At 37.6% G+C, this 17,125-nt stretch carries 17 protein-coding genes; 6 read left to right on the top strand and 11 right to left on the bottom strand.

What is annotated here, in order from left to right:
* Positions 1-117 precede the first annotated feature (117 nt).
* The 3 genes from cpaB to amvA all read right to left on the bottom strand — a co-directional run bounded on the left by cpaB (position 118) and on the right by amvA (position 4,291).
* A complete protein-coding gene (gene cpaB, locus B806_RS0117935) occupies positions 118-750 on the bottom strand; it encodes a metalloprotease secretion chaperone CpaB (protein WP_025466058.1) in 633 nt (210 codons plus the stop codon).
* Between the two features lie 22 nt (positions 751-772).
* Entirely contained in the window at positions 773-2,554 is a 1,782-nt protein-coding gene (cpaA, locus tag B806_RS0117930) for a metalloendopeptidase CpaA (RefSeq protein ID WP_017387338.1), read from the bottom strand.
* 258 nt (positions 2,555-2,812) lie between these two features.
* Positions 2,813-4,291, bottom strand: coding sequence for a multidrug efflux MFS transporter AmvA (amvA, locus tag B806_RS0117925; protein ID WP_017387337.1), 1,479 nt, complete (start codon positions 4,289-4,291; stop codon positions 2,813-2,815).
* Positions 4,292-4,416: 125 nt separating this feature from the next.
* On the opposite strand from amvA, the gene B806_RS0117920 reads away from it, so the two are divergent.
* Positions 4,417-4,995 carry a TetR family transcriptional regulator gene (locus tag B806_RS0117920; protein WP_002115186.1) on the top strand — a complete coding sequence of 193 codons (579 nt, stop codon included), beginning with the start codon at positions 4,417-4,419 and terminating at the stop codon, positions 4,993-4,995.
* 47 nt (positions 4,996-5,042) lie between these two features.
* Here B806_RS0117920 and B806_RS0117915 read toward each other — a convergent pair whose 3' ends face one another.
* From B806_RS0117915 to B806_RS0117905, 3 genes are all read right to left on the bottom strand, one after another.
* Positions 5,043-6,302 carry a serine hydrolase domain-containing protein gene (locus tag B806_RS0117915; RefSeq protein ID WP_000588776.1) on the bottom strand — a complete coding sequence of 420 codons (1,260 nt, stop codon included), beginning with the start codon at positions 6,300-6,302 and terminating at the stop codon, positions 5,043-5,045.
* Positions 6,303-6,373: 71 nt separating this feature from the next.
* On the bottom strand, positions 6,374-7,228 hold the full coding sequence (locus B806_RS0117910) for a MaoC/PaaZ C-terminal domain-containing protein (protein ID WP_017387335.1): 855 nt from the start codon (positions 7,226-7,228) through the stop codon (positions 6,374-6,376).
* A gap of 74 nt (positions 7,229-7,302) precedes the next feature.
* Positions 7,303-8,694 carry a 3-oxoacyl-ACP reductase gene (locus B806_RS0117905; protein ID WP_017387334.1) on the bottom strand — a complete coding sequence of 464 codons (1,392 nt, stop codon included), beginning with the start codon at positions 8,692-8,694 and terminating at the stop codon, positions 7,303-7,305.
* A 235-nt stretch (positions 8,695-8,929) separates the two neighbouring features.
* Between B806_RS0117905 and B806_RS0117900 the strand changes: the two genes are divergently transcribed.
* Positions 8,930-10,498: an acetyl-CoA C-acetyltransferase gene (locus B806_RS0117900; RefSeq protein ID WP_017387333.1), complete on the top strand. Its 1,569-nt coding sequence runs from the start codon at positions 8,930-8,932 to the stop codon at positions 10,496-10,498.
* A 64-nt stretch (positions 10,499-10,562) separates the two neighbouring features.
* Here B806_RS0117900 and aceI read toward each other — a convergent pair whose 3' ends face one another.
* Positions 10,563-10,997, bottom strand: coding sequence for a chlorhexidine efflux PACE transporter AceI (gene aceI / locus B806_RS0117895; RefSeq protein WP_005073799.1), 435 nt, complete (start codon positions 10,995-10,997; stop codon positions 10,563-10,565).
* A 90-nt stretch (positions 10,998-11,087) separates the two neighbouring features.
* Between aceI and B806_RS0117890 the strand changes: the two genes are divergently transcribed.
* From B806_RS0117890 to leuE, 3 genes are all read left to right on the top strand, one after another.
* Positions 11,088-11,981, top strand: coding sequence for a LysR family transcriptional regulator (locus B806_RS0117890; protein ID WP_017387332.1), 894 nt, complete (start codon positions 11,088-11,090; stop codon positions 11,979-11,981).
* 130 nt (positions 11,982-12,111) lie between these two features.
* Positions 12,112-13,101: a transaldolase gene (gene tal / locus B806_RS0117885; RefSeq protein ID WP_017387331.1), complete on the top strand. Its 990-nt coding sequence runs from the start codon at positions 12,112-12,114 to the stop codon at positions 13,099-13,101.
* A gap of 73 nt (positions 13,102-13,174) precedes the next feature.
* Complete coding sequence (leuE, locus tag B806_RS0117880; RefSeq protein WP_025466057.1) at positions 13,175-13,825, top strand: leucine efflux protein LeuE; 651 nt, start codon at positions 13,175-13,177, stop codon at positions 13,823-13,825.
* A 53-nt stretch (positions 13,826-13,878) separates the two neighbouring features.
* On the opposite strand, the gene B806_RS0117875 is transcribed toward leuE, so the two are convergent.
* A complete protein-coding gene (locus B806_RS0117875; protein ID WP_017387329.1) occupies positions 13,879-14,352 on the bottom strand; it encodes an Lrp/AsnC family transcriptional regulator in 474 nt (157 codons plus the stop codon).
* Positions 14,353-14,538: 186 nt separating this feature from the next.
* Between B806_RS0117875 and B806_RS0117870 the strand changes: the two genes are divergently transcribed.
* Positions 14,539-15,714, top strand: coding sequence for a benzoate/H(+) symporter BenE family transporter (locus B806_RS0117870; RefSeq protein WP_017387328.1), 1,176 nt, complete (start codon positions 14,539-14,541; stop codon positions 15,712-15,714).
* Between the two features lie 60 nt (positions 15,715-15,774).
* Here B806_RS0117870 and B806_RS0117865 read toward each other — a convergent pair whose 3' ends face one another.
* The 3 genes from B806_RS0117865 to B806_RS0117855 form a co-directional block, all read right to left on the bottom strand.
* A complete protein-coding gene (locus B806_RS0117865) occupies positions 15,775-16,218 on the bottom strand; it encodes an RDD family protein (protein WP_005068725.1) in 444 nt (147 codons plus the stop codon).
* Positions 16,219-16,484: 266 nt separating this feature from the next.
* Positions 16,485-16,658, bottom strand: a complete 174-nt coding sequence (locus B806_RS0117860) for a hypothetical protein (protein WP_017387327.1) — start codon at positions 16,656-16,658, stop codon at positions 16,485-16,487.
* Positions 16,659-16,833: 175 nt separating this feature from the next.
* On the bottom strand, positions 16,834-17,061 hold the full coding sequence (locus B806_RS0117855) for a hypothetical protein (protein WP_002115208.1): 228 nt from the start codon (positions 17,059-17,061) through the stop codon (positions 16,834-16,836).
* Positions 17,062-17,125 lie beyond the last annotated feature (64 nt).

Below are 17,125 nucleotides of genomic sequence, written 5' to 3'. Positions count from 1 at the left end.
TCCTTGTTACAGGCATAAGCATACTTTGTTTTTAAAAGAGTGTGAACGCATAAAGCTCATATCCGTACAGATAAACTGCGAACTGGCTTCTTTTCTCTACCAGAACCGTTTATTTGTCTAAGGATGATCATGGTGTAACTCCTGATCTGTAACACCCTCATCCATCGTTTGCACGAGTCCCACCCCATCCTTAATTTCAGCCGAATAATTTCCCTTCTCGGTAAAAATTTGCATAATCGTATAGTGGTCTTTTTGACTTTGAGTAATGGTAAAGAAATTTTGATTCGGATCACCCTGATCAAATTTACCGATCCACCGAACAATATCTTGGTCAACAGGTTCGATCTCTACAATTTTACCCGTGCGATTAATGCCATATTCCAACATTTGGAACTTAACAGTGTCACCTACTTTTTTAAGTTCAATCACATTTGGATCATATTTAATGACCATACCTTCTGCATTTTTAATTAGTGGAAAATTAACATTAGAAGGTAATTGATCCTTTTCTATTTCATTAAAAACAATCTGTTGCTGAGACAATCTTTCTTTTTCGGACGGACTCAAATTCAGTATATTTTGACGAGCAAATTCACTCTGATTCTCTGCCATTTTTTGCCCAGTCTCTTGCCCATTTTCTGAAGACGACGTTAAAGCAGAAGAGCTTTGCTGTGAAAAAGCAAACCAGATTAAAACTGCTAACGCCACGCAAGCGATAGCAGTTCCTATTAACAATTTATTTTTCTTCATTATTTACAGCTAGAAATAGAGATTAGTTATATAGAGAAATTTTCTGCGCATTCAGATTAATGACACTGACCGCATCAATTTTTCCTTCTACACCTAAACGTACACCATATTTAGGGTTATACAGATAGGGACTCGAATAAAAATTAATATTATTACCACCCATTGCTGTACTTCCTAAAGGATGAGCAAAGCCTGAACCAATATTTGTTGAACCATTATGGTATAGGCCAAGATTATGCCCAACTTCATGACGCATAGCAGCGAAAGAACAACCAGCAATATCATTTGCGCCAATCATGTTATATGCAGAAGCATTAATCCAAGCCCAACCACAACCGCCATCACCCGGTTCATTACCTTGATAATAGACACCATCTGCCAATACACGTTTTCGCTCATTTTGTACCGTGGTGTCATCTCGCCCAGTAGAGATTGCTTCTTTTAGAGTAGCAGCAGGAATTTTATAGGTTAAATAGCCCACATCTCTTAAGTAAAAACGTGCATTCGAATTTTCAGCAGTTAAATTCGTTAAATTGACGCCTTCAATCATTCTAAGTTTTGCAGCGCTTTCTCCTAAAATTGAGTTTACCTCTGGGCTAGAAACCAACAACATATCAATTGTATAACTATCTACTGTCCAGCCTTGAGCAGTGTATATAAAACGGCGATTTTCACCATTTTTAATTGCGGTAGACAAGCCATTAACAGCATTAATATAAGTGTCTGCCGATGCATTAGACACAATAACCACCTTATCCCCGACTTGAGCTTTAACAGGTAGTTGTAAGGTTGGCTGCCAATTTGAGGTAGAAAGTTTTACCTTTAAAGTAGGCTGAGTCATATTCGGTAAAGTTGCAGGGATTGTTGCGGCTGAATCAATCACCTTTGTAGGTGAAGAGATCAACTGCCAATATCCTTTGTCGCTTACATACATAAACTCATATTGATCGCCTGTTTTAAGCGTTAAAGTCGCTTGGCTATTAATATAAGTATTATTAATTTTTGCAGACCAAGTCGCTGTAGACTTGATAATAATTCTATCCCGATCACTTGCAGTGGTAGGCAAAGTGAAATTGGAAACCCAGTTTCCATCTCCAAATGAAATTTCTGTAAGTGGACTATTAACTGTCGCTAATGACGTTCCAATTTGCTGAACATTTAGCTTCTGTGGTTTTATATATTCTGGAACCCATTTTCCTAAAGCAGAATAATATTTAAACCAATATTCAGATCCATTTTTTAATATAAAACTGCTCGGGAATAGTAAGTTTGTTTTATCAATGTCCGAACTTGCACTTGCTGTAGAAACAACTTGTACGGTTGTTCCATCACGTACATCACTCGGTAATGCTATAGTTTGTGCCCATTTGTCATTTTGAATAAGTACTTTTTGCATCGATGCAGTTGTTAATGGAACGACTTCATAGGTCGCACCATTAGTAGGACTCACTGTCGCTAACTGAGCGATCCATTTATTTTGACTACTATTAAAGATGAATTGGTAAACATCACCACTATTTATCTTTAAAACCTCTAACGGAATATTGGTATTAGAAGTATCTAGATAACTACTATAGGCAGCACTAGAACGAATTGTAATTTTGTCCAAATTATTAGCGCTTGTGGGTAAAGTGAGGTTTTTGACCCAATTCCCATTTGCTAGATTAAATTCTAAATCTGAATAACCGGATGGAATTGATCCACTATTATTATTCTGATTTGGTGAAAGTACAGTTGCGGCATATACAAGTGAAGACGCAACAATTGCTCCAATAATGAGTGATGTTTTTAATTTAAAATTCACAGCAGCCTCTTTTATTTGTTTTTAGATTTTTCGAATAGCAGGTTAGCAAACCATTTTTACACAGTCAATTTCACAACAATTAATTTTTCATTAAATTTCAATTACATGACTACTGAATCATTTTGAAATAAAAATATGAACCTTTTTAAAGAATAGTTTATTTATGAGAATTAAATAACCAATTTTTAATATGTAGAAAATATTAAAAAGATATTTAAGGATAAAAAGAAAGGTAGTGTCTCTTTTTATCCTTTAATTTTAATTTACTTTCTTTGGAAAACTCAACCAGACAAATACAGTTAAAAGGAAGAAACAAATAGCTGAAATGGTAAGCACCCAACTATGCGCATAGCTAAAAGCTTGCTGCGCAACTGCAATTAATTGTCCTCCCAAAGGATTTTCAAGGTTAGATGCTAATTGCATGGTTTCTCCAATCGAGATACTCGCTTTTTCAATTAAGTCCGTTGGAAGCTGTTCTGGCAAAATAATTGAACGACTATAAAACCAAGATAACATTAACCCAAATATAGCAACGCCCAAACCAGCCCCAAGCTCGTAAGCCATCCCTTCAATGGCACCTGCTGCACTCGCCTTTTGCGGAGGTACAGATGACATAATCGCAGCAGTTGAAGCAAGTAAGGCTATCTCAATGCTAAAGCCTAAAAAAACCATACACATCCATGCTAAAAAGTGGTCGGTCGAAAAGTTAAGCTGGGCAAGCCCCCATAGACTAAATCCACTTATTAAAATACCAACAGTAGATACTAGTCTAAGTCCCCACTTATTCAAGCAAATTCCGGCTAATGGACCACCTAAACTAATCGCAATCATGAATGGAATAATAAACATGGCTGCCTGTAATGGAGAAAAACCATGTACAAACTGCAACTCTTGAGACAAGAGTAATTCAAAACCAACCAAAGCAATCATGGAAACAACAGCCATGACAATGCTGGTAGAAATCACTGGATGTTTAAACAATTCCAGATCAATCATTGGCGTCGTAGCTCTTTTTTGGCTTCGGATGAAGTGAATTAAAGTACTTATACCAATTACAAACATCACGATTGTAAGTACCGAAAAGCTGTACATCGCCGATTTGATTGAATAGATCAGGCTTAAAATGGCTACAACCAAGATTAAAGCTTGGCCTAAATTAATTGGCTGATCAGTCTTCTCTTGTTGTTTAGGGATGATGATCGCAATCATAACTAGAACCACTAAAATAATCGGGATATTGATAAGAAATACAGCTCCCCAATGGAAGTGTTCTAGTACAAAACCACCGACTAATGGACCAAAAGCTGCTCCACCACCACCCACTGTAGACCAAAGACCAAGTGCAAAATTTCTCTGCTTTTCTTCGGTAAAGGCATTACGGATGCCGGATAAAGTGGCAGGAATAAGCATAGCTGCCCCTAGCCCTAAGACAGCACGAGAAGCAATTAAGGCATAGGCAGTTGGAGAAAAAGCCGCAGCTAACGAACCCACACCAAAAACTGCGGTTCCTATAAATAATAATTTTTTAAAGCCGATACGATCACCGAGTGCACCCATTGGCAAAATCAAACCCGCCATAATCAGTGAATAAATATCAATAACCCATAAAAGCTGATTGGCAGTTAAATTCAATGCTGCACTTAAAGATGGTGTTGCAACATGCATCACCGTTGCATCAATCGTAACCGGTAAATAAATAAGGACGATAATTGTCAGGATTAACCATTTTTTTTGCATAACGCTCTTCAATATCCAAAACTTGGACATGTGTTCAAATTATGGTTATTATATACACAATTGGACACTTGTCCAACTTTTAGTTTTAATGTAATTTGTGTCGAATTCAGTCAGGTGAAAGAAACATGGCCTATCTTAATCGCGATCAACGCAGAGAAATGATTCTGCAAGCTGCCATGCAAGTTGCTTTGGCTGAAGGTTTTACAGCCATGACGGTACGTAGAATCGCAACAGAAGCACAAACCTCTACCGGACAAGTTCACCACCACTTTTCTTCGGCATCTCATTTAAAAGCTGAAGCTTTTTTAAAGCTGATGGAACAGCTCGATGAAATTGAACAAACTCTCCAAACAACTAGCCAATTTCAAAGACTCTTCATCCTATTGGGTGCAGAAAATATCGACAAACTTCAGCCCTACTTACGTTTATGGAATGAAGCTGAACTATTGATTGAGCAAGATGCAGAAATACAAAAGGCTTATAACCTTGCCATGCAAAGTTGGCATGAAACAATTGTGCAAGCGATTGAGTGTGGCCAAAAAGAAGGTGAATTTAAAAACAGATCAAATTCCACAGACATTGCATGGCGACTCATTGCCTTTGTTTGCGGCTTAGAAGGTATTTATAAACTTGGTTTACAAGGTTTAGCTGAGGAAGATTTCAAGCGCCATACCGAAGCGATTATTCGCCTAGAATTATTATAGGTATTGAGCTGGCATTGCTTAAAAATACCAGCTTTAAAATACTAAAATTAGAACCAGCCTTTACGGCCTTTTAAAATTTGGTCGGTGCAACGTAAAGCTTCTTGAGTCAGCCCCCACAAACGATAATCGCCTGTAATTGAACCAATCTGGAAGTTATGGGTATAGGCAAAGCTGAGGTCACGCTCAGGATCACACCACGCTCCTGAACCATTGTAACCAATATGTCCAAAGCCATTTTTTGCACGTTTACCCATAGTAATAATGCGGTGATATCCTAAGCGCCAATTCATCGGTATTGGCATGACACGATCACGTGCATAACTTTGAATAGTACTAAGTTCTTTAAATACTTCTGGGCGAATCAATTGCTGTCCATCCCATTCACCTTGATTTGCTAGCATCGCATAAATTTTAGCAAGGCTATTTGCAGTAAATGTCCCATTCGCTGCCGGAATGACTGCTTGCAGTCCCTCATCACTAAAGAAACTAAAATTTTTCATTCCTTTTGGAATCATGGCATCTTGAAAGTCTTGAGGGTCTTGTCCAGTCCACGTAATCATTTTTTCAGAGAGTGAACTCTTACGTGCTTGAGGCTTTTTAGGTTTTTCAACTTGGGGAGCCGCTGGTTTTTCAGGTTTTGGTTGAATAATTAAACGTGCTACACGATCCAACTCATTTGCAGGCGTCCCAAAATATGCCCCATCTAACTTTAACGGTTCAACGAGATATTTTTGCATGAGCTGATCTAAAGATTGACCAGTTGCTTTTTCAAGCACACCACCCACAAGCCAACCAAATGTTAAAGCTTGATAAGCATTACCCTCTCCTGCGAGGAATCTTGGCTTAGTCGCCGCGACCACATCTAACATGTGTGACCAGTCGAGCATTTCTCGCGCACTTTCGATGATATTTCGAACATCAAACATGCCGCTTTGATGGCTTAGCACATGACGCAAAGTCATTTGCTCTTTTCCATTTTGAGCAAACTCAGGCCAATAGGTCGCAATCGGTTTGTCGTATTCTAAAAACCCTTCACTTACCAAAATATGCGCTAAAGTTGCAAGTACACCTTTACCCGTAGAGTAGCAAACTGCCAATGTGTCAGGTTGCCAAGCTTCAGTTTGTGATTTTAGACCGGTGTAGATATCTACAACTTTTTGGCCTCTAAAATAAACCGCTAAAGCAGCTCCACCTTGTCCTGTTCTAGCATCTTGAAGACGGCTGAACTGGTGAGCTAAATCAATAAAACGTTCATCTAAAATACCGTGATAGTTATGGGTGTCGGCCAGTAAAATTTCTTTAATCACATGAATTTCCTTGCATTTTTTGTTATTTTGCTCAAAAGCAGCCCAAACCTCTGTTCAGGCTGCTGCTATTTTTATAATGCTTTTACAGTTCCTGCAACATGCGGTTTTTGTGATTTGGCATTACGAATCAAGAAATCAGTCTTTTTATCTGCATTTGCAGTTAAAAACTCAACTTTTGATGGCAAGAACATTGGTAGCTTAAACCACACATCTGCTTCATAAGCATTTGGCAACTCAAGGTTCGCTAAAGCTTTTGCTTTGCTCCACATGCCATGCGCAATGGCTTGCTTAAAACCAAATGCTTTTGCAGTAATGGCATGAATGTGAATTAAGTTAAAATCACCAGACACTTTCGCATAACGGCGACCAGTGTTTTCTAAAATATTCCACTCTGCCTTTGGAACATAAGCTGGTGCTTGTTCTTCTTTAGCTTTCTCACCCACTCTTTTCTCAACTTTTTGGCGAGATAAATAAGTCGTTAAGCCCTCCATCACCACTTCATTGCCAACTTTTGCCGTGGTAATAAAGTCAAACTGAACGCCTTTATCATGTGGTTTTAGTTCCCCAAATTTACATGACAGAGTGAGTTTTTCAGTTACGCCAATCGGTCTGGTCTGTTTAATCTGGTTACGAATATGCACTAAACCTAAAATCGGAAATGGAAAGGCTTCTGCCGTCATCATGTGCATTTGCAAACTTTGAGAAAGCACAGCCAAATAAATTGCGGGTACAAAGCCATTATTTTTGAAGCCACATACTTCGTTATAAGCTTTGAGATGATTCTGATCAATTTCTAGGGTATCTACCACATATTCAACTTGCGGTAATATTTTTGGACCTTTCGGTTTTTTAAAAATTAAACCTTGCACTACTTTTGGATAAGCCAATGCCGCTTTTGGTAGCTGGCTAAAATGACGAGTATTCATACCTAACCTTTTATAATTTATAGATTCTTGAATAAAAAAGGGATGCACAAGCACCCCTATTTAGCTAAAAGTGCTTAAGCGCCCAACAAGCTTTGACCGCACACGCGTACAACGTTGCCATTTACGCCTGTAGAAGCAGTTGATGCAAACCATGCAATTGTTTCTGCTACATCAACAGGTAAACCGCCTTGTTGCATTGAGTTCATACGGCGACCAGCTTCACGAATTGCAAACGGAATGGCAGCAGTCATTTGAGTCTCGATAAAGCCAGGTGCTACTGCGTTAATGGTAATACCATTTTTTAGAATAGGTGCAGTAAATTTCACTAGACCAATGACACCAGCTTTCGACGCAGCATAGTTTGTTTGACCAAGGTTACCAGCAATACCACTAATTGATGATACACAAACAATACGGCCATTTGCATTTAGACCATCGTTTTCTAACAAGTAGTCATTTACACGTTCAGCAGCAGACAAGTTAATGTTAATGACCAAGTCCCAAAGCTCCGGCTTCATGTTTGCCAAAGTTTTGTCACGTGTAATACCTGCGTTATGAACAATAATATCTAAACCGCCTTGTTTTGCCGCAGCAGCTTTAATTTTTTCGCCCGCATCAGCAGCTGTAATGTCAATTGCCAATGTAGAACCGCCAATGTCAGCAGCTACACGGTCAAGGTCAGCTTGTTGTTGTGGTACATCTAGACAAATAACATGAGCACCGTCACGTGCCAACACATGTGCGATTGCCTCACCAATACCACGGCTTGCACCAGTTACCAAGGCAGTTTTACCCGCAAGTGGTTTTGCCCAATCAACATCAACCACGTCTGCTTTAGAAACACGAATCACTTGACCAGATACATAAGCCGAACGTGGAGAAAGCAAGAAACGTAATGTTGATTCAAGGTTTGCAGCAGCACCTTCATCAACATAGACAACTTGAGCAGTAATACCCTTTTTAAATTCTTTACCTACAGATTTGATAAAGCCTTCAAGTGCACGCTGAGCAATCGCTTGTTTTACAGTTTTTGCAGTTTCAGGAGTTGTACCAATCACAATCACTCGACCAGAAGTCGCAACTTGACGTGCAATCGGGTTAAAGAATTTATAAAGTTCATTTAACTGTTCTGAGTTTTGAATACCAGATGCATCAAATACAACTGCTTTGAATTTTGATTCTTTGTCGCCTGCATTGAATGGACGTAAATTTAAACCAACTTTTGCAGCTTCTTGTTGTAAAGCAACGTTATTGCCTACATAGCTATCTGCATGAACATTGCTAAGTACTTGTGCAATTTCACCAGATAATACACTTGACGGCGCTGCGCCAACCAATACTGCACCATTCACTACTGGCTGAGCACTTTCAAAACGCTCTAATACAACTGGCGATGGTAAACCCAGATTTTTAACAACGAATTTACCAATAGGAGATTGTGTAAATGCTTGGTATTGATCAGTCATGATTATTATCTCTCAAAGAAATGAATTTTCTACGACAGGCTTCAGTATGTTATGAGATGAATAGCAACAATATGAAAGCAGTCGTTCATTAGAGTTACTCCAAATCATACTTGACTTCATCTTTGGATGTCTTGACCTGAATGCTATCTACAATGTCATTCTAGTCAATACAGGTCTATTTGAATTGTGTTAAGGTAGCTTACAAGAATATCGTTATTATGCTTGGAAAAGCCTTATGAGCAAAACAACTCAAGAAAATCCAGCAGTCGAGAATTCTGCTCAGGAAAAAGTGTCAAATACATCAAAGTCGGCTTCAAACACGGCTAAGCGTAACAGCACTACTCCTAAAGCAGCAACTAATACATCAAAAACGACACGTACTCGTTCAACGACTGCACCTGCACGTAGCCCTCGCACTAAGAGCGCGGCTACAGCAACTACTTCTACATCTTCAAATGTAGCTGCAGCACCAAAAGCAACAAAAACCAAAACTTCTGTTCAACAGGATAAAACCATGAGCCAAAACACTGTTCGCCGCGTTGCAATTATTGGTGGCAACCGTATTCCATTTGCACGTTCAAATACTGCTTATTTCAAAGCGTCAAATTCTGACATGCTGACAGCAGCATTGAATGGTTTGGTTGAACGCTTTAACTTACAAGGTAAGCGTATTGGTGAAGTCGTTGCTGGTGCTGTTTTAAAACATAGTCGTGACTTTAATATGACTCGTGAAGTTGTATTGAGCACAGATCTTGCTCCTGAAACTCCTGCTTATGACATTCAAATTGCTTGTGGTACAGGTTTACAAGCAGCTTTTGTTGTTGCAAACAAAATTGCACTTGGTCAAATCGATGTAGGTATTGCAGGTGGTGTAGACACCACTTCTGATGCACCAATTGCTGTAGGTGATGGTTTACGTAAAGTTTTACTTGAACTCAATGTAGCTAAAACTGGTAAAGACCGTCTTAAAGCTTTAACAAAAATTGATTTTAAAAAGCTTCTTGATGCACCAAGCAATGGTGAACCACGTACTGGCCTTTCAATGGGTGAGCACCAAGCCATCACTGCTTTAGAATGGGGTATCACTCGCGAAGCACAAGATGAGTTAGCTGCTAGCAGCCATCAAAAACTTGCTGCTGCTTATGAGCGTGGTTTCTTTGATGACTTAATGACTCCATTCTTAGGTCTTAACCGTGACAACAACTTACGCGCAGACAGCACAGTTGAAAAACTTGCTAAATTGAAGCCAGTTTTCGGTAAAGGCGAAACTGCAACAATGACAGCGGGTAACTCAACTCCGTTGACTGATGGCGCTTCTGTGGTATTGCTTGCTTCTGAAGAATGGGCAAAAGAAAACGGTCATGAAGTTTTAGCTTACCTTTCTTTCTCTGAGACAGCAGCTGTTGACTTTATTGGTAAGAACGGTCCTAAAGAAGGTTTGTTAATGGCCCCTGCTTATGCGGTGCCTCGCATGCTTAAGCGTGCAAACCTTAAACTTCAAGACTTCGATTTCTATGAAATCCATGAAGCATTCGCATCTCAAGTGTTATCTACTTTGAAAGCTTGGGAAGATGAAAAATTCTGTAAAGAGCGTCTTGGTTTAGATGCACCTTTGGGTTCAATTGACCGTTCTAAACTGAACGTAAATGGTTCATCTTTAGGTGCAGGCCATCCATTTGCTGCAACTGGTGGTCGTATCTTAGCAACTGCTGCTAAATTGATTAATCAAAAAGGTTCAGGCCGCGCATTAATCTCTATCTGTACAGCAGGTGGTGAAGGTGTGGTTGCGATTGTAGAAAAATAATTTCTATAACGACCTAACAAAATAAGCACCCATTTGGGTGCTTATTTCATTTCAATAGATTAGCTTAATGAAGTGATGCAGCTTTGGCATCTGGGAAAAATTTATCTTCAATATGGTCATAGCACCACTGGAAAATAAAGGTATAAACCAAAATACATAAGGTTAAACCAATATCTAAAATAAGTGCATCAATGACACTCATCTGAAGCATATATGCAATCATTGGTACAGTTGCAATCAGCAAACCACCTTCAAAACCAATCGCATGTAAAATCCGCACAGGGATCGTTCTTTCCCAATTATATTTATGCTCTACTTTTTCAAAATAGTGGTTAAAAATCATGTTCCAGAAAACTGAAACCACTGCCATAAACACACCGAGTGTACCGGTTACATCCATTGGCATATCAAAAATAAAACTTAATGCAATCGCAATGATGACCAATAAAATTCCTTCATAACTGATTGCATGAATGAGTCTTCTCTTGGAAATCAACATTTTTAAATACTCAATAATAACTTGGATAATGTGCATTTTATTTTTATAATATTGATTAATCCAATCAGGTTCTTTCAGTTTTTTTGACAGATGAATATTAATCAAGAACAACTACTCATGTTTCAAGCCGTGATTGAAACCGGCTCTTTTTCTGCAGCAGCGCGTAAACTTGGCAAAGTTCCTTCGGCTGTAAGCATGTCTATTGCCAATTTAGAAATTGATCTGGACTTAACTTTATTTGACCGTAAAGGCCGCGAACCCGTCCCTACTGACGAAGCAAGGGTTTTATATGAAAAGACCTCTCAGCTTTTGATTGAGATGAATCAATGGAAACAGCATGCTCACGCGTTAAGTACAGGTTTGGAAGCTAATTTAACTATTGTGATTGTGTCTGAACTTTTACACACCAATTGGACAGACTATATTTGTCTTTTAGAGAGTCGTTTTCCAGACTTACAAATTAATATTGTCTCTGCCCCTCAAGAAGATGCACTCCAAATGTTATTAGACGGGTCTGCCCAACTTGCACTGATGTTTGAACGCGAGCACCTAGATAACAGAGAACAATTTGTAGAGCTTAAACGTGAGGCCTTAATTCCAGTTATTTCAAATAACCACCCCCTCGCAGGTCAAAATCAGGTTACTTATGAACAAATCCTCACTACACGACAAATTGTAGTTGCAAGCCGAGATGAGACTTTAAAACCAGAATTACTTTTTTCGAAACATTATTGGCGCACAGATAACCACCACTCCGCTTGTTTAATGATCTTGCGAAATTTGGGTTGGGGTGTTCTTCCTCAAGAAATGTTTAAAGAAAATCCTGAATTAAAAAATAAACTTAAAGTATTGGATTTATTAGATTTCACTCCCCGATTTGAATATTATGTTGATTTGGTGTGGAGTCGAGAAAGTGAGCTTGGTGCCGCTGCTAGATTTTTGATTGAACATATCCGTAAGCAACGAATGCAACCACTGCCTTAAAAATATTTCAAATTAGATGCAGAACCTAAACGTTTTTCTTTGAAATATAACAATTGATATATCGACAGCATGAATAGACTTTGTGCTATAAAGAAAACATAAGATTTATTACTGAAGATGTTGAATATCAATGACTCATACAGCACTTGACCAATTAAAAACATTAACGACCGTTGTTGCCGACAGTAGTGACCTTGATGCAATTCGTAAATTCCGTCCATTAGACGCGACGACTAATCCTTCATTGATTACGGCAGCAGCAGAACAACCAGAAAGTAAAGAGCTCATTGAAGATGCTTATTATCAAGCCAAAGAAGAAGGCTATAGCAACGATGAGTTAATCGAAAGAACCATTGATATTTTAACCGTAAAATTTGGTGTAGAAATTTTAAAACTGATTGAAGGCCGAGTTTCAACAGAAGTTGATGCTGCACTTTCATATGACACTGAAGCGACCATTAAAAAAGCGCATGAATTATGTGAACTTTACAAAGGTTACGGTATTGATCAGTCACGTATTCTTATTAAAATTGCATCGACTTGGGAAGGTATCCAAGCTGCCAAAGTGCTCGAAGCTGAAGGAATTGCTTGCAACCTCACTCTCCTTTTCGGTTTACATCAAGCCCAAGCGTGTGCAGATGCAAAAGTGACTTTAATCTCACCATTTGTAGGTCGTATCTTAGACTGGTACAAAAAAGCTGAAGGTGTAGACGCTTACCCAATCGAAAAAGACCCAGGTGTGGTTTCAGTTAAGAAAATCTACACTTACTACAAGCAGCAAAACATTCCAACTCAAGTGATGGGTGCGAGCTTCCGTAGTATTGATCAAGTGCTTGGTCTAGCTGGATGTGATTTACTGACGATCTCGCCAAGCTTACTTACCCAGCTTGAGCAAGATACCCGTACAGTTGATGCGGCACTTGATGCATCTCAAGCAAAACAAGCAGAAGCCATTGTTAGACCAGCTCAAGATGAGCAAAGTTTTAAAGATGAACTTAACCATGACTTAATGGCATTCCAACTTTTACAAGGTGGTGTTGATGGCTTTATTAAAGCACGTGACCAATTAAGCCTTTTGTTACGTCAGTCTTTTGGAATTGATGCGGAAATAAAATCTTAAAAAACTGCACTTTTCATACAAAATTGCCGATTTTTGTTATCATGATAAAAATCGGTTTTTTATTGGGTTTCTCGTGTTCGGCATAACAGATTTAACAACATATATTATTGGTACATTCCTAATTGTGTTATTGCCCGGACCCAATTCTCTTTATGTGATGTCAATCGCTTCGCGCTACGGGATTAAAACCGGATATATGGGTGCATTCGGTATTTTCACCGGTGACCTTATTTTAATGCTATGTACAGTACTCGGAGCTGCTTCTCTACTTAAGGCATTCCCATGGGTATTTGTCATTCTTAAATTAACAGGTGCACTTTATCTTTCTTACTTAGGCTTTAAACTGTTACAAGGCAGTATTCAACGCTGGAAACAACGCAATCAAACTCAACCAGAAATGGCTGATTTACCCGCTTTAGATAAAATTCATCCTTATAAAACAGCTCTCAGTATTAGTTTACTCAATCCTAAAGCGATTTTATTTTTCCTCTCTTTCTTTGTTCAATTTGTTGAGCCAGATTATGCTTATCCTGCTCTGAGCTTTTTAATTTTAGCGATTATTTTACAGATCATTAGCTTTAGTTATTTAACTGCACTAATCTTCTCTGGAATTAAACTCTCGGCATTTTTTAAAGAAAACCATAAAATTGCAGCAAGCGGAATCTTTTTAGTAGGAATTCTATTTTTCGGATTTGGTTTAAAACTAGCAACCTCAACGATTTAATTATTTTTACTCTAATAAGCTTTTGGATTAGAAAGTTAAAACATTATGAACTGCTAAAAGTCCAGCATGCCATCTGTTTTAACTTCATTAAGTACAAAAAAAGTTCTGACTTGTCTTACTCCGGGTAAAGCAATAATCTTTTCACTATGAAATCGGTTAAACGCAGCCAAATCTTTAACACGAATTTTTAGAAAATAATCGACTTCTCCCGCCACCAGATAACACTCTAAAACATTTTCCAAATCACCCGACGCTTGTTCAAATGCTTGAAAGCTGTCAGGGGTTGAACGATCCAAAACTACACCGACTAACACCACAGTACCACGTTGAACCGTATTGGGATTGATCCGAGCACGGACATCCAAGATTGCTCCAATCTTAAAAAGACGCTGAGTATGATTCCAACAAGATGATGTACTAATACCTACAAGTTTAGCCAATTCAGCATTACTTAAACGCCCATTTTCCTGTAAGGCACGCATAATTTTCAGTTCTAGTGTAGTTAAATTTTCAGCTTTCTCATCCATAAAATAATATTCTTGATTCATTGTTATTTATGGAACGAATAATAGCATTATTTAAGAATTTAAAAATATTATTTATTTTTTAACCTAAAAATAGAAAGCACCTTCTTAAAAAAAATTGTTAAATTCACCCCAACTGGAAGCAATGGCAGAAGCCTATTAATTTTTCTTGGATTTAGAATACGTATCATGCAAAAAATTCTTCAAGATTTTTCAATTCCAGCAGTATTTGCTGGTTTTATTACCTTTCTCATTGGTATTAGTGTTTCGGCCGTTTTAGTGATTCAGGCGGCTCAAGCTTTAGGTGCTTCACCTGAACAAATCACTTCATGGTTTTGGGCTTTGGGTTTGGGTATTGGCTTATCAGGACTCATTCTTTCTTGGAAATTTAAATATCCTGTAGCGACGGCATGGTCAACCGCTGGTCTTGCTTTAATTATGGCAACAGGTAGTGGATATAGTTTAAATGAAGCGATTGGTGCTTTTTTAGTTGGTGGTTTACTAACAGCTATTTTAGGCCTTTCAGGTATTTTTCAAAAAGTGCTGTCATACATTCCTCAAAGTTTAACAAGTGCCATGCTGGCAGGCGTCCTGCTCAAATTTGGTATTTCACTTTTCGCAAGTTTACAAAATGATTGGGCATTTGTTTTGTCCTTACTTAGCATTTATGTCATTACAAAAAGATTATGGCCGCGTTATAGCATTGTATTTACCGTAATTGCAGGTATTGCCCTGTGTCCTGTCTTTTTAGAATTTCATATGCCTACAATTCAGTGGTCTTTAGCAAAACCTGTTTGGATTAGTCCTGACTTTAGCTGGTCAGCACTTTTGGGCTTAGCACTGCCACTGTTTGTGATTAGTATGGCTTCTCAATATTTACCGGGTATTGCCATGATCAAAAGTTATGGCTACAAACCACACGTGAATCAACTCATTGGCTGGACAGGTTTAACCCAAGTTGTGCTTGCACCATTTGGCTGTTATAGCGTCAATATTGCTGCGATTAGTGCTGCCGTAAGCTTAGACGACCAAGTTCATCCTGACCCAAGCAAACGCTATATTGCAGGTATAAGCTGTGGTTTTTTCTACATCTTAATGGGTTTGTTTGCTGCAACACTCACAAGTTTATTGATGTCTTTCCCCCATATTTTTATTGTCGCTTTGGCTGGTATTGCATTACTTGGTACGATCAGCCACAACATTGCGATTGCTTTTGCTCAAATTGAAGAACGTGAAGCTGCATTATTTACCTTTTTATGTAGCGCTTCGGGTATTCAATTCTTCGGGATCGGCTCAGCATTTTGGGGATTGGTGGTCGGAATTATTGTTTTTTTTGTGCTCAAATTTAAAGCCCAAAAAAGCTAATAAAAAAAGCGTTCATAGCTACCTATTTTCAATGCTATGAACGCTTTTTAGTATGGTTTCTTATAACTCTCTTACTACGACTGATTTTGCCATTTTGTCGTGCCAGCCTTGTTTTTTAGCGTCAAATGCCACCCAAAAAAGACCAATACCAAATACTAAAATTGATGGAATATAGCCAATATATCGAATAATACTTTGCATGACTGTGAGCTTGTTGCCTGTTTTTTCATCTAAAACTTTTAAGCGCATCAAACGTTTGCCGGGTGTACCTGCAAAATACAACCAACATAAAACTGAATATAAAAAAGGAAATGCGTAGTTCACAATCAGGTCAAACCAATAGTTTTGTGGCTGACTACTTAAGCCTGTAGCAAATACTAAGTCGTAATCTCCCCGATAAAAAATCCATGCGGCTGGAATAATTGCTAAACAAAGAATAAGACTATCAATAATCATTGCGCCAAATCTTAACCAGAACCCTGCATACTCATACTTATAAGTCATGCCTACCTCACTTTGTTATTGTTTAATAGCTAAAATGGTCTTACTATTTTACTTTTATCCTAATTGAAACTTTTTTATTTTTAAATACTTAAATAAATTTTAAATTTCTTACTTTTATATTTTATTGTAATTATTTTGATCAAAAAACATCATTAACCACATATCTCTACAAAAACTTAATTTAATCTTTTAAAAACTGACATTTTTTTATGTCAGTAATAACGAAATACTTTTATAAAAAAATAAATTACAAATAAATATTATATTTATTGCCAAAATAAAATATCTATTTTAAATTCTTTTTTTAATAAAAGTGCTGCAAATAATAGAGCCAATCCGATTGTAATTAAAAAAGCACTTAAACTGATTAATCCATAAACAATTGTTATACCGCCTAATATAGCTAAAGTATAAAAAATAATTACACTGATTGTTGGCATTTCAATTTATTCCACTACTTAAAATAAAAGCAATTTATTCTATCGAGTTTATAAACGATTGCTGTTTTCAAATGTTGATTACACTATTAATTTGTATCATCATACATTAATAATGTTATTAAACTTATTTAATGTTAATTTAGTTTAATAGACAGTGATGAAGTTCACATAAGTTTTATTTAATTTCAAAATAATGTTTTTCAGTCACAAGTTTAATTTTTAAATTTTTATATAAGCGTTCTTTTGAGTCTTCTAGTGAAGGAACAACTTTTTCTGCAAATTTATCTTCAGTCATCAGTCTTGCATAAGTTTTGTAGCCAATGATTAACTTTTGAGGTTCTTTACCTGTTTGACTAAACTCTTCAATGAGTTTATTGACTTTCTTTGCTGTTAAATCTGCCATCTTTCTTAGCCCCCCTTTAATTTACTATTTTGTTATACGGCTTCTTTATGACAGAAATATGAAC

It is taken from the genome of Acinetobacter sp. TG2027, from assembly GCF_000302435.1.
GTDB classification, from domain to species: Bacteria; Pseudomonadota; Gammaproteobacteria; order Pseudomonadales; family Moraxellaceae; genus Acinetobacter; species Acinetobacter pittii.
The sequence above is the reverse complement of the archived record's forward strand: the minus strand, read 5'-3'. Positions and strand labels throughout refer to the sequence as shown.